General features: G+C 58.2%; 22 protein-coding genes and 1 riboswitch. Of the genes, 9 read left to right on the plus strand and 13 right to left on the minus strand.

Features of this window, described 5'->3' with window-relative positions:
* Window positions 1–6: 6 nt before the first annotated feature.
* Window positions 7–1,017: a galactose/methyl galactoside ABC transporter permease MglC gene (gene mglC, locus AC6I7J_RS06830; RefSeq protein WP_021509284.1), complete on the plus strand. Its 1,011-nt coding sequence runs from the start codon at window positions 7–9 to the stop codon at window positions 1,015–1,017.
* A gap of 190 nt (window positions 1,018–1,207) precedes the next feature.
* Here the strand turns inward: mglC and sanA are convergent, their stop codons facing one another.
* From sanA to AC6I7J_RS06855, 5 genes are all read right to left on the minus strand, one after another.
* On the minus strand, window positions 1,208–1,927 hold the full coding sequence (sanA, locus tag AC6I7J_RS06835) for an outer membrane permeability protein SanA (protein ID WP_104093252.1): 720 nt from the start codon (window positions 1,925–1,927) through the stop codon (window positions 1,208–1,210).
* A 139-nt stretch (window positions 1,928–2,066) separates the two neighbouring features.
* Window positions 2,067–3,764 (minus strand): NAD-dependent malic enzyme, encoded by a 1,698-nt coding sequence (locus AC6I7J_RS06840; RefSeq protein ID WP_021509286.1) that lies wholly within the window; start codon window positions 3,762–3,764, stop codon window positions 2,067–2,069.
* 158 nt (window positions 3,765–3,922) lie between these two features.
* On the minus strand, window positions 3,923–4,819 hold the full coding sequence (gene cdd / locus AC6I7J_RS06845; protein ID WP_159378522.1) for a cytidine deaminase: 897 nt from the start codon (window positions 4,817–4,819) through the stop codon (window positions 3,923–3,925).
* A 124-nt stretch (window positions 4,820–4,943) separates the two neighbouring features.
* On the minus strand, window positions 4,944–5,636 hold the full coding sequence (locus AC6I7J_RS06850; RefSeq protein ID WP_021509288.1) for a CidB/LrgB family autolysis modulator: 693 nt from the start codon (window positions 5,634–5,636) through the stop codon (window positions 4,944–4,946).
* Window positions 5,629–6,012: a CidA/LrgA family protein gene (locus AC6I7J_RS06855; RefSeq protein WP_021509289.1), complete on the minus strand. Its 384-nt coding sequence runs from the start codon at window positions 6,010–6,012 to the stop codon at window positions 5,629–5,631. The genes AC6I7J_RS06850 and AC6I7J_RS06855 overlap by 8 nt, the downstream gene beginning before the upstream one ends.
* Window positions 6,013–6,163: 151 nt before the next feature.
* On the opposite strand from AC6I7J_RS06855, the gene AC6I7J_RS06860 reads away from it, so the two are divergent.
* On the plus strand, window positions 6,164–6,511 hold the full coding sequence (locus AC6I7J_RS06860; protein ID WP_498007030.1) for an endonuclease domain-containing protein: 348 nt from the start codon (window positions 6,164–6,166) through the stop codon (window positions 6,509–6,511).
* 265 nt (window positions 6,512–6,776) lie between these two features.
* On the opposite strand, the gene metG is transcribed toward AC6I7J_RS06860, so the two are convergent.
* Window positions 6,777–8,810 carry a methionine--tRNA ligase gene (gene metG / locus AC6I7J_RS06865; RefSeq protein WP_211727181.1) on the minus strand — a complete coding sequence of 678 codons (2,034 nt, stop codon included), beginning with the start codon at window positions 8,808–8,810 and terminating at the stop codon, window positions 6,777–6,779.
* A gap of 162 nt (window positions 8,811–8,972) precedes the next feature.
* Between metG and apbC the strand changes: the two genes are divergently transcribed.
* Window positions 8,973–10,085 (plus strand): iron-sulfur cluster carrier protein ApbC, encoded by a 1,113-nt coding sequence (gene apbC, locus AC6I7J_RS06870; RefSeq protein ID WP_058757266.1) that lies wholly within the window; start codon window positions 8,973–8,975, stop codon window positions 10,083–10,085.
* A gap of 3 nt (window positions 10,086–10,088) precedes the next feature.
* Here apbC and AC6I7J_RS06875 read toward each other — a convergent pair whose 3' ends face one another.
* A complete protein-coding gene (locus tag AC6I7J_RS06875) occupies window positions 10,089–10,532 on the minus strand; it encodes a GNAT family N-acetyltransferase (RefSeq protein WP_211727180.1) in 444 nt (147 codons plus the stop codon).
* Window positions 10,533–10,822: 290 nt separating this feature from the next.
* Between AC6I7J_RS06875 and ahpC the strand changes: the two genes are divergently transcribed.
* The gene (gene ahpC, locus AC6I7J_RS06880) at window positions 10,823–11,386 is read left to right on the plus strand and encodes an alkyl hydroperoxide reductase subunit C (RefSeq protein ID WP_010617942.1); all 564 of its coding nucleotides are present in this window, start codon (window positions 10,823–10,825) and stop codon (window positions 11,384–11,386) included.
* Between the two features lie 70 nt (window positions 11,387–11,456).
* On the plus strand, window positions 11,457–13,025 hold the full coding sequence (gene ahpF, locus AC6I7J_RS06885; RefSeq protein WP_058769944.1) for an alkyl hydroperoxide reductase subunit F: 1,569 nt from the start codon (window positions 11,457–11,459) through the stop codon (window positions 13,023–13,025).
* A gap of 52 nt (window positions 13,026–13,077) precedes the next feature.
* Here ahpF and AC6I7J_RS06890 read toward each other — a convergent pair whose 3' ends face one another.
* Window positions 13,078–13,275, minus strand: coding sequence for a hypothetical protein (locus tag AC6I7J_RS06890; RefSeq protein WP_021509295.1), 198 nt, complete (start codon window positions 13,273–13,275; stop codon window positions 13,078–13,080).
* A gap of 345 nt (window positions 13,276–13,620) precedes the next feature.
* Window positions 13,621–13,717, plus strand: a riboswitch (TPP riboswitch).
* A 33-nt stretch (window positions 13,718–13,750) separates the two neighbouring features.
* On the opposite strand from AC6I7J_RS06890, the gene thiM reads away from it, so the two are divergent.
* The 3 genes from thiM to fbaB all read left to right on the plus strand — a co-directional run bounded on the left by thiM (window position 13,751) and on the right by fbaB (window position 16,533).
* Window positions 13,751–14,536: a hydroxyethylthiazole kinase gene (gene thiM / locus AC6I7J_RS06895; protein WP_238561797.1), complete on the plus strand. Its 786-nt coding sequence runs from the start codon at window positions 13,751–13,753 to the stop codon at window positions 14,534–14,536.
* Window positions 14,533–15,333 carry a bifunctional hydroxymethylpyrimidine kinase/phosphomethylpyrimidine kinase gene (thiD, locus tag AC6I7J_RS06900; RefSeq protein ID WP_238561798.1) on the plus strand — a complete coding sequence of 267 codons (801 nt, stop codon included), beginning with the start codon at window positions 14,533–14,535 and terminating at the stop codon, window positions 15,331–15,333. The genes thiM and thiD overlap by 4 nt, the downstream gene beginning before the upstream one ends.
* Window positions 15,334–15,480: 147 nt before the next feature.
* Window positions 15,481–16,533, plus strand: coding sequence for a class I fructose-bisphosphate aldolase (fbaB, locus tag AC6I7J_RS06905; RefSeq protein WP_058757271.1), 1,053 nt, complete (start codon window positions 15,481–15,483; stop codon window positions 16,531–16,533).
* Between the two features lie 212 nt (window positions 16,534–16,745).
* Here the strand turns inward: fbaB and AC6I7J_RS06910 are convergent, their stop codons facing one another.
* From AC6I7J_RS06910 to AC6I7J_RS06930, 5 genes are all read right to left on the minus strand, one after another.
* A complete protein-coding gene (locus AC6I7J_RS06910; protein ID WP_021509299.1) occupies window positions 16,746–17,432 on the minus strand; it encodes a GntR family transcriptional regulator in 687 nt (228 codons plus the stop codon).
* A gap of 99 nt (window positions 17,433–17,531) precedes the next feature.
* Window positions 17,532–18,992, minus strand: a complete 1,461-nt coding sequence (locus AC6I7J_RS06915) for a mannitol dehydrogenase family protein (RefSeq protein WP_498007031.1) — start codon at window positions 18,990–18,992, stop codon at window positions 17,532–17,534.
* A 52-nt stretch (window positions 18,993–19,044) separates the two neighbouring features.
* Complete coding sequence (locus AC6I7J_RS06920) at window positions 19,045–20,328, minus strand: MFS transporter (RefSeq protein ID WP_498007032.1); 1,284 nt, start codon at window positions 20,326–20,328, stop codon at window positions 19,045–19,047.
* A 151-nt stretch (window positions 20,329–20,479) separates the two neighbouring features.
* The gene (locus AC6I7J_RS06925) at window positions 20,480–21,490 is read right to left on the minus strand and encodes a Zn-dependent oxidoreductase (RefSeq protein WP_104188481.1); all 1,011 of its coding nucleotides are present in this window, start codon (window positions 21,488–21,490) and stop codon (window positions 20,480–20,482) included.
* 297 nt (window positions 21,491–21,787) lie between these two features.
* On the minus strand, window positions 21,788–22,333 hold the full coding sequence (locus AC6I7J_RS06930) for a chorismate mutase (RefSeq protein ID WP_058757275.1): 546 nt from the start codon (window positions 22,331–22,333) through the stop codon (window positions 21,788–21,790).
* Between the two features lie 230 nt (window positions 22,334–22,563).
* Between AC6I7J_RS06930 and AC6I7J_RS06935 the strand changes: the two genes are divergently transcribed.
* Window positions 22,564–23,199, plus strand: a complete 636-nt coding sequence (locus AC6I7J_RS06935; protein WP_498007033.1) for a hypothetical protein — start codon at window positions 22,564–22,566, stop codon at window positions 23,197–23,199.
* Window positions 23,200–23,230 lie beyond the last annotated feature (31 nt).

A 23,230-nucleotide genomic window follows, 5' to 3' on the forward strand; every position in this document is an offset into this window, starting at 1 on the left:
TTTAACATGAAAGCGACTACTAAAAAGAATGCGCTAACCTGGTTAAAAGAGGGCGGCATTTATGTTGTCCTGTTGGTACTGCTGGCGATTATTATTTTCCAGGATCCGACCTTTTTAAGCCTGATGAACCTGAGTAACATTCTGACTCAGTCATCGGTCCGTATTATTATCGCCCTCGGCGTAGCCGGTCTGATCGTGACCCAGGGCACCGACCTGTCGGCGGGGCGCCAGGTGGGTCTGGCGGCGGTGGTGGCGGCAACGCTGCTGCAGTCGATGGATAACGCCAACAAGGTGTTCCCGCATCTGGAAACCGTGCCGATTCCGCTGGTGATTCTGACCGTGTGCATCATCGGTGGCGTGATTGGTCTGGTTAACGGCGTGATCATCGCTTACCTGAAGGTGACGCCGTTTATCACCACGCTGGGCACCATGATCATCGTTTACGGCATCAACTCGCTGTACTACGACTTCGTGGGCGCTTCACCGATTGCCGGTTTTGACGCTGGCTTCTCGAAGTTTGCCCAGGGCTTCCTGCGCTTCGGCGACTTCAAGCTGTCGTTTATCACCTTCTACGCGATTATCGCCATCGTGTTCGTCTGGATCCTGTGGAATAAAACCCGCTTCGGCAAAAACATTTTTGCTATTGGCGGTAACCCGGAAGCGGCGAAAGTCTCTGGCGTTAACGTTCCGCTTAACCTGATCCTGGTGTATGCGCTGTCCGGCGTGTTCTATGCCTTCGGCGGGATGCTGGAAGCGGGCCGTATCGGCAGTGCCACTAACAACCTCGGCTTTATGTATGAGCTGGATGCGATTGCGGCCTGCGTGGTGGGCGGCGTGTCGTTCGCTGGCGGGGTAGGTACCGTCGCGGGTGTGGTGACCGGTGTGATCATCTTCACCGTCATCAACTACGGTCTGACCTACATCGGCGTGAACCCGTACTGGCAGTACATCATCAAGGGCGGCATCATCATCTTCGCCGTGGCGCTTGATTCGCTGAAATACGCGCGTAAGAAATAGCAGAGAACAAGGTCAACCATCAGGGCTGCGGCAACGCGGCCCTTTTTGTTTTTATTGCACAATAAGGATAGCGGTGAGACTTGCAGGGATGGCCGCTATTTTGTAGGGTGCGCATTGATGCGCACCGGCAGCATCGCCGCGATCCTGCTTAACTCGCCAACGTCAGATCCGGCTGCTGGCCTCTCGCCGATTATTTCCGCAGCTTCTCTTCCAGCTCAAGCAACTGTTCCGGTGTGACCGCCGGGTAGCTCTGCGCATCTTCCGGCACTTCATGCACCGCCGGAATCGGCACCAGCGGGCCAAGGAAACGCGGCTCGCGCTTCATCAGATAGAGATCCGCCAGCGCACCGAGGCGCGCACCCACCTCGCGGAACCGCACCGACAGCATATTCTTGGGCGACGGCACGGCGTAGCACTGCGCCTGAATGCCCAGATGCTGGGCGATATACAGCGCGCGTTCACAGTGGAAGCGCTGGGTAATAATGATAAAGTCGTTGGTGTCGAAGACTTTACGCGTGCGCACAATCGAATCCAGCGTACGGAAACCGGCATAATCCAGCACGATGTCTGAGGGATCGACGCCGGCTTTAATTAAATCGCGTCGCATGGTCATCGGCTCGTTGTAGCTCTGCAGCGCATTATCGCCGCTCAGCAGCAGATAATTCACCTTGCCGCTGTTGTAAGCGTTGAGCGCGCCCTGAATGCGATACAGGTAATACTGATTGATGACGCCGGTGCGGTAATACTTGGCGGTGCCCAACACCACGCCGACCTGGCGATGCGGCAGCGAAGCGACATCTTCATAAATAAACGGCGCGGTTCGCCAGCTAATCCAGCGATCGAGGCCGAGCGCGGTCGCCATCACCAGTAAGATGATGATAAACAGACCAAAGAAAACGCGTTTAAGTATGCGCACGGGCACTCGGTTGACGAAAATTCAGATGGGTCAAGGCTACTTGAGGCGGCACGGCTAAGCAAGTTCGCGCCGGTCGGCTGACGTTTTTTTAAGCGCTGCCGCACCTGAAGCGTGCGGCAGCGTCGGTCTGCAATTAAATCGAGGTACGGCGGTAGTGACGATACTGCGGCAGCCAGAAGTTGTTGTTGATGGCTTTCGACAGCACGTCCTCGGAGGTGACAACCGCCACGCCCGCCAGCTGCGCCGCTTTGCCCACTTCCATGGCGATCACTTTGGAGACGCCCTGGATGTCCTTAATCTCTGGCAGCACCGGACCTTCACCGTCGTTAACCAGCGGTGAGCAGTCAGCCAGCGCGCGGCTGGCGGTCATCAGCATCGAATCCGTTACGCGGGTGGCGCCGGCAGCGATCACGCCGAGACCGATACCCGGGAAGATATAGGAGTTGTTGCACTGGGCAATCGGGTAGGTTTTGCCTTTCCAGGTGACCGGTGCAAACGGGCTGCCGGTGGCGACCAGCGCGTCACCGTCGGTCCAGGCGATGATATCAGCCGGCGTTGCTTCCACGCGTGAGGTCGGGTTCGAGAGCGGCATCACGATCGGGCGTTTGCAGTGCTTGTGCATCTCGCGAATGATCTCTTCGGTGAACAGTCCCGGCTGGCCGGAAACGCCGATCAGGATATCCGGCCGGGCATTGCGCACCACGTCGAGCAGTGAAATCGAATCGCTGGTGACATCCCAGTCTTTCAGATTGTCGCTCTTCTGCACCAGCTTGCTCTGGAAATCGAGCAGGTTAGGCAATTTGTCAGTGAGCAGGCCGAAACGGTCTACCATCATCACGCGCGCGCGCGCTTCATCATCGCTCAGGCCTTCGGATTTCATCTGTGCGACGATCTGCTCGGCAATACCGCAGCCGGCGGAACCGGCACCGAGGAACACCACTTTCTGCTCGCACAGACGGCTGCCTGCAGCGCGGCTGGCGGCGATCAGCGTGCCCACCGTGACAGCGGCCGTGCCCTGAATATCATCATTGAAGCAGCAGATCTCATCGCGGTAACGCTCCAGCAGCGGCATGGCGTTTTTCTGCGCGAAATCTTCAAACTGCAGCAGCACGTTTGGCCAGCGGCGCTTCACCGCCTGAATGAATTCATCAACGAAGGCTTCGTACTCTTCGCCAGTGATGCGCGGATGACGCCAGCCCATGTAGAGCGGATCGTTGAGCAGTTGCTGATTATTGGTGCCGACATCCAGCACCACCGGCAGGGTGTAGGCCGGGCTGATGCCACCACACGCGGTGTACAGCGACAGCTTACCGATAGGAATGCCCATGCCGCCAATGCCCAGGTCGCCGAGGCCGAGAATACGCTCGCCATCGGTGACTACGATGACTTTGACATTCTGCTTGGTGGCGTTTTGTAGCATGTCTTCAATGCGGTCGCGGTTGTTGTAGGAGATAAACACCCCGCGCGCGCGACGGTAAATTTCTGAGAAGTGTTCGCAGGCCGCGCCAACCGTTGGGGTGTAGATGATTGGCATCATCTCTTCCAGGTGGTTGTCCAGCAGGCGATAGAATAGCGTTTCGTTGGTGTCCTGGATGTTGCGCAGGTAGACGTGCTTGTCGTTATTGTTTTTGAAGTCCAGGAACTGACGCCAGGCGCGCTCGGCCTGCTCTTCGATGGTTTCTACGGCGTCTGGCAGCAGGCCATTGAGGTTAAATTCGTTACGTTCTTCCAGCGAGAAGGCGCTGCCTTTGTTCAACAGCGGAAATTCCAGCAGGATCGGACCCGCGTAAGGAATATACAGCGGACGTTTACTTTCGTACTCGAGTTCCATGCAGTGTTTGCTCCGGTTGCAGTGTTTTCTGACGTGTCGCCAGCAAGAAGGTAACGCCAGACCCGTTTATTGTGAAGTTCTGGCGCCCGATCCTATGAAAATTCCTGCAGATGTACAGCTTTTGTTAATAGAAGGTCACAAAAGCGGTAAAAGGATCACTAAACTGTTGGTTTCGAAACTAAAGTAACTGAGAAATTGCTGCAGCCGAGCGCGGCGAGGGTGGTGCGCGTGGCATCAAACTGGCTCAGCGTGGCGTCGGCGCTTTCTGCCAGCACTGCCTGCTGAATCTCCTCCAGCGCTTCGTTGTGCATATTCATCAGAATCAACGCGGCCTGTAATGGCGGCAGGCTCGGGTTGAAAGCGGCATTTTCGGCATAGCGCCCGGTGTAAATCTGGCCGCTGCGGCTCTGCAACGCCACGCCGCTATAACTCTGGCTGTAAGGTGCATGGCTGCGGCTGGCGGCATCAATCGCGGCCTGCTGCAGCGCATCGCCCTGCGGCAGGAAACCGTGGTCGACTGGCGTCAGCAGCCGTTCGCTGATATTCAGATCGGCCGGGCCAAAGGCGTCCGGTAAATAGTCGGCCAGCGTGCTGACCGCGCGGCCCGGCAGGCTGATGCGAATCGCCGTACCGCTATTGAGTTCATTCATAAACTGGCGGCAGTGCCCGCACGGCGTGTAGTTGACGGTAATGGTCGCCAGCTGCGCTTCGCCCCGCAGCCAGGCATGCGTGACTGCGCTCTGCTCGGCGTGGACCGTTTGCTGCAGCGGCGCATGTAAAAACTCCATGTTGGCACCGAAGTACCAGTGGCCACTGATGCCGCGCGCAATAGCGCCCACGTTAAAGTGCGAAACCGGTGCCACGGCACAACAGGCGGCAATCGGCAGCAGTGCGAGTGCCAGCGCATCATCATCCAGACCGGTTGCCTGTTGCAGCTGAGTCACCTCCTGCGGTCGCAGCACGCCGTGAAAATCAGCGGCGTCCAGCAGCGGCTGAAGCGCGCTCTGCAGCGCAGCGGGCAGGGCAGAGAAAGCGGAAGTGAATCGTGCATGCATGATGTTATGGCCTCATTAACTCGTCAGCGGCGAAGCGCCGCCTCAAGGTTTATATGTGATCCATGTCGCTATGACAATGCAAGCTGATTGGCTTGTTTCAACTTTGCGAGATCTCTCGCAAGTTTTACCCCAGTAAGCGCATCAGCAAAGGAAAAATGAAAGGCGCCAGTAACGAGGTGATGATGCCGCAGATTACCAGCGCCAGTGAACTGAAGGCGCCTTCCTGATAGTCAATCTCCGCGGCGCGCGCGGTGCCGAGCGCATGAGACGCGTTGCCAATCGCCAGCCCGCGTGAGGACTTGCTGCGCACTTTAAACAGATTCAGCAGCATGTGACCAAACACCGCGCCCAGCACGCCAGCAATCAATACACAAATGGCGCTGATGGCGGGAATACCGTGTAGCGAGCCCGACACTGCCATGGCGATGGGCGTGGTCACCGACTTCGGCAGGATGGTGGCTGCGATTTCCGGAGTCGCCCCCATCCACAGCGCGATCGCCGTGCCGGACACCATGGCGGTAATGCTGCCGATAAAGCAGACGCTAATGATGGTTTTCCAGCGCGCGCGAATCTGGTGCATCTGCTCATACAGCGGCAGCGCCAGCGCCACCACGGCGGGCTGCAGCAGCTGATTAAGCAGCGCGCTGCCGGCAAAATAGCGCGCGTAGGGCAGGTGCGTCAGCAGCAGCAGTGGAATAATGATCGCCATGGCCACCAGCAGCGGATTGACGATGGAGAGGTTGATTCTGGCTGCCAGACGGCGTGCCAGCAGATACGCCACCACGGTAAGCGGCAGTGACCACCAGGCGTCACTCATGGCCGGACTCCTTCGGACGCTGCAGGCGCTCGGCGCTCAGGCCGACAATCAGCAACACCAGCAGGGTGCTGACCATACAGGAGACGACAATCGGGCCAAACTGTGCGCTGAGGATATCGGTGTAGCCCATCACGCCAACGCTGATCGGTACAAACAGCAGCGCCATGTAGCGGATCAACAGCTGACAGCCGGGTTTCACCCACGTTACCGGGATAATCTGCAGCGCCAGCAGGGCAAACAGCAACAGCATGCCAAGGATGCTGCCAGGAATGGTAAATGGCAGCAGGGCGGCAAGGCCGTTGCCGGCGTAAAGCGCGGCATAGACGATGGCAAAGGCGCGCAGATAGCGCCAGCAGGCAGATAGCACGGTGGGCATGTCAGGCTCCTGTTTTCGTGGCGCTTCATCATACGCATTAAGCGCTTAGCGTGCTAGCGATCACACTGGAATGCAGATTCAGGATTTCAACACCTTTGCTTTGAAGCTGCGCAAAGCGGCGTAAGCTGGTGGGCAGAGCGAAGGAGCAGCGATGAACCACACCGTGCAACCGCAGCGCGCGCTGCGAAAGGCGATGCCGCAAGCGGAGCAAAAACTATGGCGCTATTTACGCAACCGAAATGTGTGTGGCGCGAAGTTTCGCCGCCAGCATCCTGTTGGAGGGTATATCGTTGATTTTGCCTGCGTTGAGCGATCGCTGATCGTGGAACTGGATGGTGGACAGCACAATGCGCCTGAAGAGCAGGCTTACGATGCCCGGCGCACGGCGTATTTACAGCGCTGCGGCTGGCGCGTAATTCGCTTCTGGAATCATCAGGTGTTTAATGAGTTTGAGGCGGTGATGGCGGAGATTTATCGCTGTCTGATGTTGGCGCGATAAGCGCGGTGCGGTTTTCCCCTCACCCCGGCCTTCTCCCGCAGGAGGGAGAGGGGGTAGTCTTGTGCGGGGTTTTGCTATGTGCAGGCCTGGCTCTGAACCCAAACCCCGCACTTAACGGTTCCCTCTCCCGTAAGCGGGAGAGGGGGTAGACTTGTGCAGTGTTTTGCTATGTACAGGCCTGGCTCTGAACCCAAATCCCGCACTCAGCAGTTCCCTCTCCCGTAAGCGGGAGAGGGTTAGGGTGAGGGCCAGCGCGCACCAACCCTTACTTCACCGGCATACCCGGCTGGGCACCGCTATCCACTGACAGCACAAACAGATCTTTGCCGCCAGGGCCGGCAGACAGCACCATGCCTTCTGACACGCCAAAACGCATTTTGCGTGGCGCCAGGTTGGCGACGATGATAGTCATCTTGCCCACCAGCACCGACGGATCCGGATAAGCGGCGCGAATGCCGGAGAAAATCTGGCGCTTCTCGCCACCCAGATCCAGCTGCAGACGCAGTAGCTTATCGGAACCTTCTACCAGCTCAGCCTGCTCGATCAGCGCCACGCGCATGTCGACTTTGGCGAAGTCATCAATGGTGATGGTCTCGCCAATCGGTGCATCGGCCAGCGGACCGCTTGCCGCCGGCTTGTTCGCCGCTGCTGCGTCCTCTTTCGAAGCCGCAATCAGCGCCTCCACTTTTGCCATCTCAATACGACCATACAGCGCTTTAAACGGCGCTACGCTGTGGTTGAGCAGCGGCTGCGCAATGCCATCCCAGCTCAGTTCGCTTTGCAGGAAGGCTTCTGTGCGTTCGCTCAGCGACGGCAGCACCGGCTTCAGCCAGGTCATCAGCACGCGGAACAGGTTGATACCCATCGAGCAAATCGCCTGCAGGTCGGCATCGCGGCCTTCCTGTTTCGCCACCACCCACGGTGCCTGCTCGTCAACGTAGCGGTTGGCCAGGTCGGCCAGCGCCATGATCTCGCGGATCGCACGGTTGTATTCGCGGCTGGCCCAGGCTTCACCGATTTTCTCTGACGCATCAACAAAGGTCTGATACAGCGCCGGATCTGCCAGTTCGCTTGCCAGCTGGCCGTTAAAGCGTTTGGTGATAAAGCCGGCGTTGCGCGAGGCGAGGTTCACCACCTTATTAACGATGTCAGCGTTCACGCGCTGGACGAAATCTTCCAGATTGAGGTCAATATCGTCGATGCGCGAAGAGAGCTTGGCCGCGTAGTAGTAGCGCAGGCTGTCGGCATCAAGGTGCTGCAGCCAGGTGCTGGCTTTGATGAAGGTACCGCGCGATTTCGACATCTTCGCGCCGTTCACCGTGACATAACCATGCACAAACAGGTTGGTCGGCTTGCGGAAATTGCTGCCTTCCAGCATCGCTGGCCAGAACAGGCTGTGGAAATAGACGATGTCTTTGCCGATGAAGTGATACAGCTCGGTGCTGGAATCTTTCTTCCAGAACTCGTCGAAATCGATGTCGCCGCGTTTGTCGCACAGATTCTTGAACGACCCCATGTAGCCGATGGGCGCATCCAGCCAGACGTAAAAATATTTGCCCGGCGCACCAGGGATTTCGAAGCCGAAGTACGGCGCATCGCGGGAGATATCCCACTGTTGCAGACCGGCTTCAAACCACTCCTGCATCTTGTTCGCCACCTGCTCCTGCAGCGCGCCGGAGCGCGTCCACGCCTGCAGCATCGCGCTGAAGGACGGCAGATCGAAGAAGAAGTGTTCAGAATCGCGCATCACCGGCGTCGCACCTGACACCACCGATTTCGGCTCAATCAGCTCGGTCGGGCTGTAGGTCGCGCCGCACACTTCGCAGTTATCGCCGTACTGATCGGGCGATTTACATTTCGGACAGGTGCCTTTGACGAAGCGGTCAGGCAGGAACATGCCTTTTTCCGGATCGTACAGCTGCGAAATGGTGCGGTTTTTAATGAAACCGTTCTCTTTCAGGCGCGTGTAAATCAGCTCAGACAGCTGGCGGTTTTCGTCGCCGTGCGTGGAGTGATAATTGTCATAGCTGATGTTGAAACCTGCGAAATCGGTCTCATGCTCCTGCTTCATTTCCGCAATCATCTGCTCCGGCGCGATACCCAACTGCTGGGCTTTCAGCATGATCGGCGTGCCGTGGGCGTCGTCCGCACAGATGAAGAACACCTGATTGCCACGCATTCGCTGGTAACGGACCCACACGTCAGCCTGAATGTGTTCAAGCATGTGACCTAAGTGGATAGAGCCGTTTGCGTACGGCAGGGCGCACGTTACCAGTAGTTTTTTAGCGACTTGAGTCATAATTTGCGTAGCATTCCGTGAATAAAAAATCGGGCTTAGATGTTAACCGAAGCACCCTCTGGCGTAAACACAGCAGCTCGGCCACGTCACTTTTAGCGCCTATCTGATATGATTGATGGCACACCGCCATCGTCTGGCGTCATGACTAAATAAGGAGTTGGGATGACCGCACAATCCCGGGACCATCATTCACCTGAAGCGTTGCGCGCCGTGGTTATCGGCGTGCTGAGCGAGTTTGAGCATCCGACGCTGCAACACAATCTGACTACCCTCAAAGCGCTGCGCCATGTGGCGCTGCTCGACGACAAGCTGCACATTGAACTGGTGATGCCATTTGCCTGGGCCAGCGCGTTTGAGGCGCTGAAAGCCCAGACCAGCGCGGAATTGCTGCGCCTGACCAACACGCGCGCCATCGACTGGCGGCTGCGTCATGACATCGCCACCCTGAAACGCGTGAAAAATCAGCCGGGCGTCAACGGGGTGAAAAACATCGTCGCCGTCAGCTCCGGTAAAGGTGGCGTGGGCAAATCCAGCACCGCCGTGAATATGGCGCTGGCGCTGGCGGCCGAAGGCGCGCGCGTCGGTATTCTTGATGCGGATATTTACGGTCCGTCGATCCCGGACATGCTCGGCACCGAAAAGCAGCGTCCCACCTCGCCGGATGGCACGCACATGGCGCCGATCATGGCGCACGGTCTGGCAACTAACTCTATCGGCTATCTGGTGACCGACGATAACGCCATGGTGTGGCGCGGACCGATGGCCAGCAAGGCGCTGATGCAGCTGCTGAACGAAACGCTGTGGCCGGATCTCGATTACCTGATTCTGGATATGCCGCCGGGCACCGGTGACATTCAGCTGACGCTGGCGCAGAACGTGCCGGTGACCGGCGCGCTGGTGGTGACCACGCCGCAGGACATTGCGCTGATTGATGCGCGCAAGGGCATGGTGATGTTCGAAAAAGTCAGCGTGCCGGTGCTGGGTGTGGTGGAAAACATGAGCATGCACATCTGCAGCGAATGCGGCCATCACGAGCCGATTTTTGGTACTGGCGGTGCGCAGAAGCTGGCTGAGGATTATCACACCCGCCTGCTGGCTCAGCTGCCGCTGCACATTAATCTGCGCGAAGATCTCGACGATGGTGAACCGACCGTGATTCGCCGTCCTGAGAGTGAATTCACCGCGCTGTATCGTGAACTTGCGGGCCGGGTTGCCGCCCAGCTTTACTGGCAGGGTGAGGTGATTCCGGGCGACATCGCCTTCCGCGCGGTTTAAGCCTTAGCTGCCGCTGGTGCGCGACGCCAGCGGCAGGTGCATCAACACGTATTGGCCCTGTTCGCTCTCTCCCAGCGCTTCACGCTGCCAGCCGTGCTGCTGATAAAACTGCAGCGCCGCTTCGTTCTGAAGCAGACATTTCAGCGCGCCGGTGGAGGTAAAACGCTGCTGCACCGCGTTCAGCAGCGCACTGCCGACGCCCTGGCCCTGAAAGGCCGGATCGACATACAAACTGTGCAAAAAATTATCGTTATCCATCACGCCGGCAAAGCCTGCGCGGTGGCCGTCGAGCTCCGCCACCAGTACCGTTTCACCGGGAATAATCGCGTCGAAATCTTCCAGCTGCCAGTCGTCGCCGGCCAGCCATGTCCAGTTATGACGGCGCGCCGCGAGATACAGCGTGCGTAGAAAAGGGCGGTCGGCTTCTTCAAAAAGACGAATTTTCACTTCCAGACTCCATAACGAGTAAGCGGGCACGTTTTGTAGCGGCGTTGTGCACGCAGTAAAATCGTGCAGCAAAGATGATTGAATGTTTATAAAAAAATAGCAGTTGCCGTGCGCAAAGATAAAGCCTGTTAACTCTGCGGCTTTTCTGTGTAGAATGCCGCGGCAAGCCGCATCAAATCTGGCGTCGGCACTTTGATAGCTTTTGATTATCTGATTGATAACGTCTGCATATTAGAAGTTGGCCCGAAAATTATGTAGCCTGCATCACATCTTTTTAACGGAGGTCACCCATGTCTATCATCAATACCAAAATCAAACCGTTCAAAAACGCTGCATTCAAAAATGGCGAATTCATCGACGTAACCGAGAAAGACGTTGAAGGTAAATGGAGTGTTTTCTTCTTCTACCCGGCTGACTTCACCTTTGTATGCCCGACTGAACTGGGTGACGTGGCAGACCACTACGAAGAGTTCCAGAAACTGGGCGTAGACATCTACTCCGTTTCAACTGACACGCACTTTACCCACAAAGCCTGGCACGGTTCTTCAGACACCATCGCGAAAATTCAGTATGCGATGATCGGCGACCCGACCGGTGCTCTGACCCGTAACTTCGAAATCATGCGTGAAGCAGAAGGTCTGGCTGACCGCGGTACCTTCATCGTTGACCCGGAAGGCATCATCCAGGCCATCGAAATCACTGCAGAAGGCATCGGCCGTGACGCATCTGACCTGCTGCGTAAAGTGAAAGCGGCTCAGTACGTGGCTTCTCACCCAGGTGAAGTTTGCCCGGCTAAATGGAAAGAAGGCGACGCAACGCTGGCTCCATCACTGGACCTGGTTGGCAAAATCTAAGTCACCTACGCCCTTTGATCTTTCTTCCATCGGGTGCTGCGGCACCCGATTTTCTTCACAGGAACTCACTATGCTCGACACCAATTTAAAAACCCAGCTCAAGGCCTACCTTGAGAAACTAACGAAACCGGTTGAGTTGATTGCCACACTGGACGATGGCGCAAAATCCGCAGAGATCCGTACTCTGCTGACCGATATCGCGAGTCTGTCTGATAAAGTCAGCTTCCGTGAAGAGAACGATCAACCGGTACGTAAGCCATCATTCCTGATTACTAACCCTGGCAGCCACAGCGGTCCGCGCTTTGCCGGTTCGCCAATGGGCCACGAATTTACCTCACTGGTGCTGGCACTGCTGCAGACCGGTGGACATCCGTCGAAAGAGGCGCAGAGCCTGCTGGATCAGGTTGTTGCGCTGGACAGCGACCTGCATTTCGAAACCTATTACTCTCTGTCGTGCCACAACTGTCCCGACGTGGTACAGGCACTGAACCTGATGGCGGTGCTCAATCCGCGCATCCGTCATACCGCCATCGACGGTGGCATGTTCCAGAACGAGATCACCGAACGCAACGTCATGGGCGTGCCGGCGGTTTACCTCAACGGTAAAGAGTTCGGTCAGGGTCGCATGAGCCTGGCAGAAATCGTCGGTAAGGTAGACACCAACGCGGATAAGCGTGCGGCTGAAGAGCTGAACAAGCGTGACGCCTATGAAGTGCTGATCGTCGGCAGCGGCCCGGCGGGCGCTGCGGCGGCCATCTACTCAGCGCGTAAAGGTATTCGTACCGGCCTGATGGGCGAGCGCTTTGGCGGCCAGGTGCTGGATACCGTTGACATTGAAAACTACATCTCCGTGCCGAAAACCGAAGGGGCCAAGCTCGCCGGTTCTCTGCGTGCGCACGTTGATGACTATGACGTTGACGTGATTGATACCCAGAGCGCCATCAAGCTGATTCCGGCAGCGAAAGAGGGCGGCCTGCACGCCATCGAAACCGCTTCCGGCGCAGTGCTGAAATCACGCAGCATCATCATTGCTACCGGCGCACGCTGGCGCAACATGGGCGTTCCAGGCGAAGAGCAGTATCGCACCAAAGGTGTGACCTACTGCCCGCACTGTGACGGCCCGTTGTTTAAAGGCAAACGCACGGCGGTGATCGGCGGCGGTAACTCCGGCGTTGAAGCGGCCATCGACCTGGCCGGTATTGTCGAGCACGTTACGCTGCTGGAGTTCGCCAGCGAAATGCGCGCCGATAAAGTGCTGCAGGATAAACTGCGCAGCCTGAAAAACGTCGATGTGATCCTCAACGCGCAGACCACCGAAGTAAAAGGCGACGGCAGTAAAGTTACCGGTCTGACCTACATCGACCGCAATAACCAGACCAGCCACGAACTGGCGCTGAGCGGTATATTCGTACAGATTGGTTTGCTGCCTAACACCAACTGGCTGGAAGGCGCGGTAGAGCGCAACCGCATGGGCGAGATCCTGATCGACGCCAAAGGCGAAACCAGCCTGAAAGGCGTATTTGCCGCCGGCGACTGCACCACGGTGCCGTACAAGCAGATCATCATTGCCAGCGGGGAAGGGGCCAAAGCGTCACTGAGCGCGTTTGATTACCTGATCCGCACCAAACCGGCTGAATAAGTTTTGCGATAGCCACGCAAGCGCCCTGCAACCTGTGTTGCGGGGCTTTTTTTTATCCCAGCCAGCGACGCGCCTGTTCATCGCTGATATCGCGATAATAAATTTTATGGATGCGCTCGCCGCAGCGTTTGCATTCGGCTTCGAGGTACGTGGAGTACCGGTAACGGCCGCCGGGGGCAACGGCGCCTTGACGGGAAATGGTGATATTGTGCCAGTGGTGCGCGTGCGGAAGAAAACTGAATAAAGTCATTAGCGATTCCGGGTGAAGGTGAAACAGCGGTCTTCAAATCCGGAAGGGAATTAGGCCGCGTTATGCCGCCGGCCGGTTTGATATTAATCAAGTTGCGCGCTTTCTCCTGTTTATTTCCCGCATACTGCCCCGGCAGATTAAATTAACTATCCTGATGAATTTTAGGGCTTTTAGGAAAATTGATCTCCGTCGAATTGTTTATATTTTCCTGATGATCAAAAAATTATGAAAATTGATGGCGCACGTATTTTTGCTTATCGTTGTCCGGCAAAAAAAGTGCTCCTGCCGCAGGATTTACAACTTTAAGCTGACCCTTTATGCTGTGAAGGCACGTCTGACACGGACGTGCATGACTCGGGGTGCCCTTCTTTGTGAAGGCTGAGAAATACCCGTAATACCTGATCTGGATAATGCCAGCGTAGGGAAGTCAGATGCCTGACCGCATTCGCCTTCCTGATTGCCGGTTGGGAGCCTTATGACACAGCCTGACCCTCTTTCCCCGGCGCAACTCGCGCACTCTCTGCAACTGCTGCGGCAGCAGGCACCGCTGGTGCACTGTATGACCAACGACGTGGTGCAAACTTTTACCGCCAACGTGCTGCTGGCACTGCAGGCTTCGCCCGCGATGGTGATTGATGGCGATGAAGCGGCGCAGTTTGCCGGTTTCGCCGATGCGCTGCTGATTAACGTTGGCACCTTAACCCGCGAGCGCCGCGATGCGATGCTGGCGGCGGTACAGGCCGCTAACCAGGCCGGCACACCGTGGACGCTCGATCCGGTGGCGGTAGGCGCGCTAACCCTGCGTACGGAATTCTGTCAGCAGTTGCTGAACCTGCGACCGGCGGCCATTCGCGGCAACGCTTCAGAGATTCTCGCCTTAGCCCACCAGGCCACGGGCGGACGCGGCGTAGATAGCGTACATCAGGCCGATGCCGCACTGAACGCCGCGCAGCAGCTGGCGCAACGCTGCACGACTATCGTCGCGGTAACCGGCGAAGTCGATTACGTCACCGATGGCCGCCAGACGCTGGCAATTCCCGGCGGCAGCCCGCTGATGACGCGCGTGGTCGGCACCGGTTGTGCGCTATCCGCCGTCGTCGCGGCGTGCAGCAGCCTGCCGGGCGAGCGCATCCAGCACGTGGCAGCGGCCTGCCGCGTAATGTCACTGGCGGGAGAGCAGGCCGCGCGCAGCGTGGCAGGGCCGGGCAGCTTCGTCGCCGCTTTTCTCGATGCGCTGTGGACGCTGGAGGTGGCGGCATGAAACGTATCAATGCATTGACCATTGCCGGCACCGACCCCAGCGGCGGCGCAGGTATCCAGGCCGATCTGAAAGCGTTTTCCGCGCTCGGCGCGTACGGCACCAGCGTGATTACCGCACTGGTGGCACAGAACACCCGCGGCGTGCAGTCGGTGTATCGCATCGAACCGGCATTTGTCGCGGCGCAGCTCGACTCGGTGCTGGACGACGTGCGCATTGACGCCGCCAAAATCGGTATGCTGGCGGAGACGGCGATCGTCGAGGTGGTGGCAGAGAAGCTGAAACGCGCCAGCCTGCCGTTTGTGGTGCTGGATACGGTGATGATTGCCAAAAGCGGCGATGCGCTGCTGTCGCCCGATGCGGTAGCCAGCATTCGTGAATGTCTGTTGCCGCAGGTATCACTGATCACGCCCAACCTGCCGGAAGCCGCGGCGCTGCTGGGTTGCCGCATGGCGCAGGACGAGGCGAGTATGCTGCAGCAGGGCGATGGGCTGCTGGAACTGGGCTGCGAAGCAGTGCTGATGAAGGGCGGTCATCTCAGCGATGCGGAAAGCCCGGACTGGCTGATCACCCGTGCCGGCCGCCAGCGCTTTACCGCACCGCGCGTTAACACCCGTCATACGCACGGCACCGGCTGCACGCTGTCGGCGGCGCTGGCGGCATTGCGACCGCGCCATGCGGACTGGGCGGGCACCGTAGCGGAGGCCAAGGCCTGGCTGCAGCAGGCACTGCTGCACGCCGATTCGCTGGAGGTCGGCCACGGCATTGGGCCGGTGCATCATTTCCATCAGTGGTGGTAGGGCGTAACGCCAGATTGCCGTTTTTTCACTGCGTATCCGTCTGAAAAATGGAGTCAGCAATTTGCCAGCCTGGCGCGTTTCGGTCCAGGCTGTGGGGGGCGAATCGGCAGGTGCCGGTTCTTTTCCAGCCATTTATCAGGAGCGAACATGACGGACATCGTACAGTTATTGGGTAAAGAGGCGGATACGCTTCTTCAACATCGCTGCATGACCATTCCAGCGGACAGCCTTTATTTGCCGGGCGCGGATTATGTCGATCGCGTGATGATTGATAACAATCGTTCTCCTGCGGTACTGCGCAATATGCAGACGCTCTACAACACCGGCCGTCTGGCGGGTACCGGCTATCTGTCGATTCTGCCGGTGGATCAGGGCGTGGAACACTCTGCCGGCGCCTCGTTCGCCGCCAATCCGGCCTATTTCGACCCGAAGAATATCGTCGAGCTGGCGATTGAAGCCGGCTGTAACTGTGTGGCGTCGACCTATGGCGTGCTGGCCTCCGTGTCACGTCGCTACGCACACCGTATCCCGTTTATGGTCAAGCTGAACCATAACGAAACCCTGAGCTATCCCACGCAGTATGACCAGACGCTGTACGCCAGCGTTGAACAGGCGTTCAACATGGGCGCGGTTGCGGTCGGCGCCACCATCTATTTTGGTTCTGAGCAGTCACGCCGGCAGATCGAGGAAATTGCAGCGGCCTTCGAGCGCGCGCACGAGCTGGGCATGGTGACGGTGCTGTGGGCTTATCTGCGCAACAACGATTTCAAGAAGGATGGGGTGGATTATCACGCCAGCGCCGATTTGACCGGTCAGGCTAACCATCTGGCGGCCACCATTGGTGCCGACATTGTGAAGCAGAAAATGGCGGAGAATAACGGCGGTTATAACGCGGTGAAGTTTGGCCACACCGATGAGCGCGTGTACAGCAAGCTGACCAGTGAGAATCCGATCGATCTGGTGCGCTACCAGCTGGCCAACTGCTATATGGGCCGCGCCGGGCTGATTAACTCCGGCGGTGCTTCAGCCGGTGCGACCGATGTGGCGGAGTCGGTGCGTACGGCGGTGATCAATAAACGCGCCGGCGGCATGGGGCTGATTCTCGGACGCAAGGCGTTTAAGAAGTCGCTGAAAGAGGGCGTGGCGCTGATTAATGCGGTGCAGGATGTGTATCTGGCGAAGGATGTGACGATTGCCTGATGGTGTGAGGTGCGTTTTTTTCACCCTCACCCTAACCCTCTCCCGCAGGCGGGAGAGGGGACTGTTTTGTGCGATTTTTTAATGCGTTAATTCTCTGACAGCTTACTGGAACAGCTCCCTCTCCCGGTGGGAGAGGGCCGGGGTGAGGGCATCACACCGCACCGTATCAAACCGCACCGCACCGCACCCCACCGCAAGCTCACCCCACAGCACTACGGCCCTTCAAACCATTCGCTGTTGCGCTCGGCAATCGGCGTAATGGTCAGAATCATCTCCTGCAGATGTCGCCGCATCGCCTTCTCCGCCGCATCGGCATCTTGCGCTTTCAGCGCGGCAAATATCTCTTCGTGCTGCTGAATCAGGCTCTCCGGTGGCGACACTTCGCTCAGCGTCAGAAAGCGCACGCGGTCCATCGTCGCTTTAATGTTCTCCACCGTTTCCCACGCCAGCAGACAGTCAATGCCTTCGGCAATCAACCGGTGAAACTCATCGTCGAGCGCCAGAAACGCCTGGCTGTCGTGGCGTTCCGCTGCCAGACGCTGCAGCTGCAGATTGTGTTCCAGCGCCATCAGTCCGGTGGCAGCGATCTCTAGCGCGGCGCGGCGAACCACGGCGATCTCCACCGCTTCACGAATGAAACGGCCATCGGCCACGCGCTGGGCGGAGATTTTGCGCACGAAGGTGCCGCGCTGCGGCAGGACCTGCACCAGGCCGGCTTCCGCCAGTTTGATGAAGGCTTCCCGCACCGGCTGCCGCGACACGTTGAAGCGCGCCGACACTTCTTTCTCCGACAGCAGCGAGCCCGGATGGATCACGCAGGTCACGATATCCTTCCGCAGATAGCGATAAATCTGCTGATTTACCGGTTCGCTGGTGGTTATGGTATAGGCAATCGACATGCAGCAATATCCGTATTACGGCTGGCCGCCGCCAGCCCGATGAGAAAGCGTCAGTCTAATCAGCACGCTGCGTCTGCGCTACACATTTGTGCAGGCGGCTTAGCCTTCTGTGACCAGCGCCTGCACTGTGGCGCGTGCACCGGTAAGCCGCAGCTGCTGATACAGCTCAGTAAGCCGCGTAACAAACACCGTGTGATAACGTAAGTCGTCGCCGAACACCGCCTGCAGGCGCAGTAAGGCTTCAACGCGCTGCGGGCCATCCTCGCTATTGGCAACAATGCTGGCCAGCTGCGCGCTGAGCGGATCGCGAATCTCAATCGCCGCGCCCTGCTCATCGACGCCGCTGATATAGCGCATCCAGCTTGCTACGCCCAGCAGCAGATAATCACAGGCCGTCCCGTTACGCAGATGCCAGCGCACGCTATCCAGCAGGCGCTGTGGCAGCTTCTGCGTGCCGTCGGTGGCGATTTGATAAGTGCGATGTTTAATCGCCCGGTTTTCGTAACGGGCGATCAGCGAGTCGGCATAGGCGACCAAATCGACATCCTGCGTGCGCAGCGTGGGTGCCTGATCCTGCAGCATCAGCGCGCGCGCAGCCTGACGAAAATTGGCATCGGCCATGCAATCGCTGATGTGCTGATACCCGGCCAGGTAGCCGAGATAAGCCAGGAACGAGTGGCTGCCGTTGAGCATGCGCAGCTTCATCTCTTCGTACGGCAGCACATCACGCACCAGCTCTGCACCGGCCTGTTCCCACGCCGGGCGGCCGCTGACGAAGTTATCTTCAATCACCCACTGGAAAAAAGGTTCGGCTTCCACCGCCACCGGATCGCGACTGCCCAGCCGCGCTTCCAGCGTCGCGAAAGCTTCATCGGTCATCGCCGGTACGATGCGATCCACCATGGTTGAGGGAAAGGTGAGGTGGGTCTGAATGTAATCCGCCAGCGCCGGGCTGCGGCGCTGCGCCAGCTGGGTAATCACATTGCGCGTAACGTGGCCGTTCTCCGGCATGTTGTCACACGACATCACGCTGAAAGGCGGCAGATCGCGCTGGCGACGGCGTTCAATCGCCGCCAGGATCACGCCGGGCAGCGAGCGCGGCGCGTCAGGATGCGCCACATCGTGCACGATGTCCGGATGCGTCAGGTCGAGCTGGCCGCTTGACGGCAGCGAACAGTAGCCTTTTTCCGTGACCGTCATCGACACGATGGCGATTTCTGGCTGGCTCATCGCTTCAATCACCGCCTCTATACCGTCACTTTTCGCGTGCAGCGCCTGGGTAATTACGCCAACAATGCGCGTGTGCAGGCTGTCGTCGGCCATTTCGGTCACGCTGTACAGCAAATCCTGCTGGCGCAGAGCGGCGATCAGCGCGCCGCTGTTGAGATTCACTTCGCAGTAGCCCCAGTCGCTGCCGTGCTGCGCCAGTTGGTCAGTGGCCAGCGCCTGATGCGCGCGGTGAAAGGCACCAAAACCGATGTGCACCATACGGGTTTTCAGCTGGCTGCGGTCGTAACGGGGGCGCTGTACGTCAGCGGGAAGGCGATCGGGTTGTAACATGCATAATCCTTGTGGCAAACGGGGCGCGCGGCGCCCCGGCAGAGTCATTCGATTAAACGGAAACCGGTTTGTCGCTGGCTTTCGGGCTGCGAATCACAAACAGCACCAGCAGCGCACCAAGGGCCGCCACCACACCCGCCAGCACAAAGGCGCTGTCAAATTTGCCGGTGTGCTGCACGATGAAGCCGGTAACGATCGGGCCGATAATGCCGGACAGGCTGCCAATCAGGTGAATAAAGCCGCTGATGCTGCCGACGCGGCTCTTGTGCACCACATCCTGAATAATCGCCCAGTAAATGGCACCGGTGATGTAGAGGAAGAAGATGGAGATCGACATCATGATCACTGCCGAATTCACCTCTTTGATGGTGCCCGCCAGCGCCACACATATCGCTGCCGCCAGCAGCGACACTACCAGCACAATCTTGCGCGATAGCAGCAGCTTACCGGTGATATTAAAGATTTTATCGGAAATCCAGCCGCCCAGCGCCAGGCCAATGAAGCCGACAATCCACGGGATCATGGTCGTGATGCTCATGGCTTTGATATCCAGCCCGTGCGCCTGCACCAGATAGGCCGGGAACCAGCTCAGGAAGAAGAACAGAATGTAGTTGTAGCAGAAGAAGGCGAACGCGGTGACGAGGATAATCGGCTGACGCAGATAGTAGCCCATGCCGTGCGCTTTGCCGTCCGCGTCGATGATATCTGCCGGCTCTTCCGCTTTCAGTTTCTCTACCAGCGCGCGCTCCTGCGCAGAGACGCGCTTACTGCGCGCCGGATTGTCGGCGGCGAAGAAGAACCACAGCGCCATCCACACCAGACCAATCAGGCAGATCACCACAAACGCCGGACGCCAGCCGAAGGAGAGCGCCAGGTAGCCGACAATCGGCCCGGCGACCGCGCCGCCGAGCGGGGAACCGGCACTCAGCAGGCCCATGGCGGTGGCGGCCTGCTTTTTCGGAAACCAGCCATTGATGGCTTTGTTGGCCGAGGCGCAAATCGGACCTTCCGCAATGCCGAACAGTACGCGCAGAATCATCATCGACCAGAAACCGGTCGCCAGTGCGGTCATGCCGCAGAACAGCGACCACATGCCGACGGCGGTGCCGAGCACAATCGTCGGGCCGAATTTATCGGTGGCTAAACCGCCAATAAAATTGAACAGCGCATAGCCGAAGAAGAAGCTGCCGAAGATCAGGCCGAACTGCTCGGCATTGATCATCAGATCTTTTTCCACCAGCGGCACGGTGAGCGACAGGGCAATACGATCGAGGTAGTTGATCATATAAACCAGGAACAGCAGCAGTACGAGGGTCCAGCGTAGATTCTTCAGCATAGAAACTCCGTTTCCCTGTTCTTCTTCAGGCTGCAGCGTCACGGGGAGATGACCTTGATGACCGCGGCGCTGCGCCTGATTTATGCAGGGGATTATTGTTGTGGCCGGCGGGTACGCACCGGCATCAGGGACATCTGGTGTGGCGCATCATTCAATCCATTTGCAGGATCACTTTGCAGCAGGTGCGCGGGTCTTGTTCAAACAGCGTCATGGCGCGCTCGATCTGCGCCAGCGGGAAATAGTGGGTAACCAGTTTCTCCGGCTGGATCAGTCCCTGTTCCAGCCACGCAATCACCTGCGGGAAGCGGTTGCTGTTCAGGCGCGAGGTAAACAGCGACAACTCTTTACTGGTCAACGCCTGCTGCGTCAGGCTACACGGCTCAGCAGAAAACCCGAGCAGGCCGATGCGCGCCGCCGGCGAGGCCAGCGCAGCCGCTTCAGCGAGGATCGCCGGATGGCAGGCGGCGTCGATAATCAGCGTCGGCTGAACGCCTTCCAGCTGCGCCGCCAGCGGGATCTCGCTGTTGTTGAACAGGCGATCGGCACCGTTTTGCTGCGCCAGCGCCAGCCGCTCCGGCAGGCGGTCGACCACCAGCACCTGCTGTACGCCGTACACGCCTTTCAGCACCTGAATGGCGGTCAGCCCCATCGGACCGGCACCGTAAATCAGCGCCACATCCTGTGGCTGCGGTTTGAGGAACGCCGTGATATTCGCGGCAATGGTGAAGGGCTCAACCAGGCTGGCGAGTTGGTCGGGAATGCTCGCCGGCAGGCGATGGGCATTTTGGGCTGGCGCCACCGCATACTCGCTGAAGCCGCCGTCGCGGTGGACGCCAATCACCTGCAACGACTGACAGACATTGGGACGGCCAACGGAGCAGGGATAGCAGTGGCCGCAGCTCACCACCGGATCGACCGCCACGCGCTCGCCCAGCCGGCTGGCATCAACGTCCTGTCCGACCGCGTCAATCACGCCAAAGAACTCATGGCCGATGACGCGCGGATAGCGGGCAAATGGATTGTGACCGTGCCAGATGTGCACGTCAGAGCCACAGATGCTGGCAAATCTCACTTTTACCCGTACTTCATCAGCGGCGGGCTGTGGCAGCGCGCGCTCGGCCAGCAGCAGTTTACCCGGTTGTTCAATCACCACACTTTTCATCATTTACTCCTGGCTGGTGGTCTGAAGGCGCGGCGCACCAGCAATAACGCGACAGTAATGATGAAAAAATACGCGCAATAATACTACCATACAAGTTGCTGTTGCAGAGTTGTGAACGCAATCACAGAGCGGATGGGGCAGTTGGAAAGAGAAGTTTCAGAATGGCGTTTCGGTGCGCATCACTGCGCACCCTGTAAGGTCATTAGCCAGTTTGCAGGCTCGCCATTTATGGCAACCGGGAAAAACGCAGCAAAATGACAGGCCTGCTGCGATCGACGGCACGCTCGCCGCGCAACATTACGGCTGCCGTAACGTTACCGCGCTGAGCGTGCGCCACAATAGCTCTTTATCCTGCGATGACACGTTGCGCTGCTGAATGTCGCGCATAAATTCGGCCTTCTGCGGTGCCTGCAGCGTCGCGCCCTGTTTCAACTGCGCGGCAAGCTGCGTCAGAATCGCGTCGCTGTAATGACCAATGCTTTTGCGCACCTCATCCAGCGGACGCGGCTGCCAGTGCGGCTCCGGCGTCGCCAGCCAGTCGGCGCGATAGCGATACTGCACCGCTTTCGCCACGTCCATCTGTGCCTGAATAAACGGCTGCACAGTGGCATCGTCCAGACCCAGCTCACGCGCTTCCGCCAGGGCTTTGTCCAGCACCTTGCGCTCCTGACCCAAATCTTCAATCGGCTGATGATGCTGCGCTTTATAACCCGCCACATCCTTCATGTAAGACAAACGCGTGTTAATAAGCTGGCCCGGCGAAGGACTGCTGAGTTCTGCCGCGGCGGCGGAACAGCTGCAAATCAGCAGCGCTAACGTGGCCGATCGTAACTGCATTTCCATACTGATGCTCCCAATGTTCAACCCAGGCGCTGGATCTGCGCGAGGCTCAGGCTAAGACAAAATAATGACATGACAAAGTACGGGGTGAAAAATTATCTTGTTTTTTAATCTACCAACTAGTAGGTTTGTTTTCCAGCGCCTTTTGCCGCAATGTTATTGCGCTTCAGGTTGAATGATTTCAGGCACAGGGCTGCCGCTGAGGCAGCGCTTATCATCAAAAGGAACACTCCATGACGGTCTTATCACATTACAAACGCCTTTCACTGCTGATTGCCGGTTCACTGCTGGCCGGCGTCACGCTGTCGCCGGCGATGGCGGCAGAGATGGCAGGGCAAAAAGTGCAGGTACGTGGCGTTGTTGAATCGGTAAACGGGCAGCAGCTCACTATCAAGTCACGCGAAGGATCGGAGGTCAGCGTGGCCATGAAGCCAGGCGCGATGGTTTCTGCGGTGGCGAAGGCCAGCATCAGCGACATTAAAAAGGGCGATTACGTGGGCATTGCCTCGCTGCCGAAAGCGGGCGGCGGAGATGGCGCGCTCGAAGTGCTGATTTTCCCGGCGCAGCTGAAAGGTGCAGGCGAAGGCAACTTCAGCTGGGATCTGAAGCCGGGCAGCTCAATGACCAACGCCACAGTCGCCAATAGCGTCACCTCGGTGGACAACAGCGAAGTGACGGTGAGCTATCACGGCCATCAGAAAAAAATTGCTATTCCGGCCGGTACGCCGGTGGTGACGCTGGCGGCGGCCACCCCGGATGACCTGAAACCCGGCACCACGGTGTTTGTTCCTGCCGAGAAAGGCGCCGACGGTAAGCTCACCGCAGGCAATATCATTGTCGGCAAAAACGGCGTAGTGCCGCCGATGTAATCCGGTTCCAGCCAGGCCTCGCCTGGCTGGT

Source organism: Type-C symbiont of Plautia stali (assembly GCF_059730935.1).

Excerpts from the sequence above, each read along its gene's own strand:
- mglC (WP_021509284.1), top strand. The coding sequence starts at position 7 with ATGAAAGCGACTACTAAAAAGAATGCGCTAACCTGGTTAAAAGAGGGC.
- AC6I7J_RS06840 (WP_021509286.1), bottom strand. The coding sequence starts at position 3,764 with ATGGAACTCGAGTACGAAAGTAAACGTCCGCTGTATATTCCTTACGCG.
- cdd (WP_159378522.1), bottom strand. The coding sequence starts at position 4,819 with ATGCATGCACGATTCACTTCCGCTTTCTCTGCCCTGCCCGCTGCGCTG.
- AC6I7J_RS06850 (WP_021509288.1), bottom strand. The coding sequence starts at position 5,636 with ATGAGTGACGCCTGGTGGTCACTGCCGCTTACCGTGGTGGCGTATCTG.
- AC6I7J_RS06855 (WP_021509289.1), bottom strand. The coding sequence starts at position 6,012 with ATGCCCACCGTGCTATCTGCCTGCTGGCGCTATCTGCGCGCCTTTGCC.
- AC6I7J_RS06860 (WP_498007030.1), top strand. The coding sequence starts at position 6,164 with ATGAACCACACCGTGCAACCGCAGCGCGCGCTGCGAAAGGCGATGCCG.
- metG (WP_211727181.1), bottom strand. The coding sequence starts at position 8,810 with ATGACTCAAGTCGCTAAAAAACTACTGGTAACGTGCGCCCTGCCGTAC.
- apbC (WP_058757266.1), top strand. The coding sequence starts at position 8,973 with ATGACCGCACAATCCCGGGACCATCATTCACCTGAAGCGTTGCGCGCC.
- ahpC (WP_010617942.1), top strand. The coding sequence starts at position 10,823 with ATGTCTATCATCAATACCAAAATCAAACCGTTCAAAAACGCTGCATTC.
- ahpF (WP_058769944.1), top strand. The coding sequence starts at position 11,457 with ATGCTCGACACCAATTTAAAAACCCAGCTCAAGGCCTACCTTGAGAAA.
- AC6I7J_RS06890 (WP_021509295.1), bottom strand. The coding sequence starts at position 13,275 with ATGACTTTATTCAGTTTTCTTCCGCACGCGCACCACTGGCACAATATC.
- thiM (WP_238561797.1), top strand. The coding sequence starts at position 13,751 with ATGACACAGCCTGACCCTCTTTCCCCGGCGCAACTCGCGCACTCTCTG.
- thiD (WP_238561798.1), top strand. The coding sequence starts at position 14,533 with ATGAAACGTATCAATGCATTGACCATTGCCGGCACCGACCCCAGCGGC.
- fbaB (WP_058757271.1), top strand. The coding sequence starts at position 15,481 with ATGACGGACATCGTACAGTTATTGGGTAAAGAGGCGGATACGCTTCTT.
- AC6I7J_RS06910 (WP_021509299.1), bottom strand. The coding sequence starts at position 17,432 with ATGTCGATTGCCTATACCATAACCACCAGCGAACCGGTAAATCAGCAG.
- AC6I7J_RS06915 (WP_498007031.1), bottom strand. The coding sequence starts at position 18,992 with ATGTTACAACCCGATCGCCTTCCCGCTGACGTACAGCGCCCCCGTTAC.
- AC6I7J_RS06920 (WP_498007032.1), bottom strand. The coding sequence starts at position 20,328 with ATGCTGAAGAATCTACGCTGGACCCTCGTACTGCTGCTGTTCCTGGTT.
- AC6I7J_RS06925 (WP_104188481.1), bottom strand. The coding sequence starts at position 21,490 with ATGAAAAGTGTGGTGATTGAACAACCGGGTAAACTGCTGCTGGCCGAG.
- AC6I7J_RS06930 (WP_058757275.1), bottom strand. The coding sequence starts at position 22,333 with ATGGAAATGCAGTTACGATCGGCCACGTTAGCGCTGCTGATTTGCAGC.
- AC6I7J_RS06935 (WP_498007033.1), top strand. The coding sequence starts at position 22,564 with ATGACGGTCTTATCACATTACAAACGCCTTTCACTGCTGATTGCCGGT.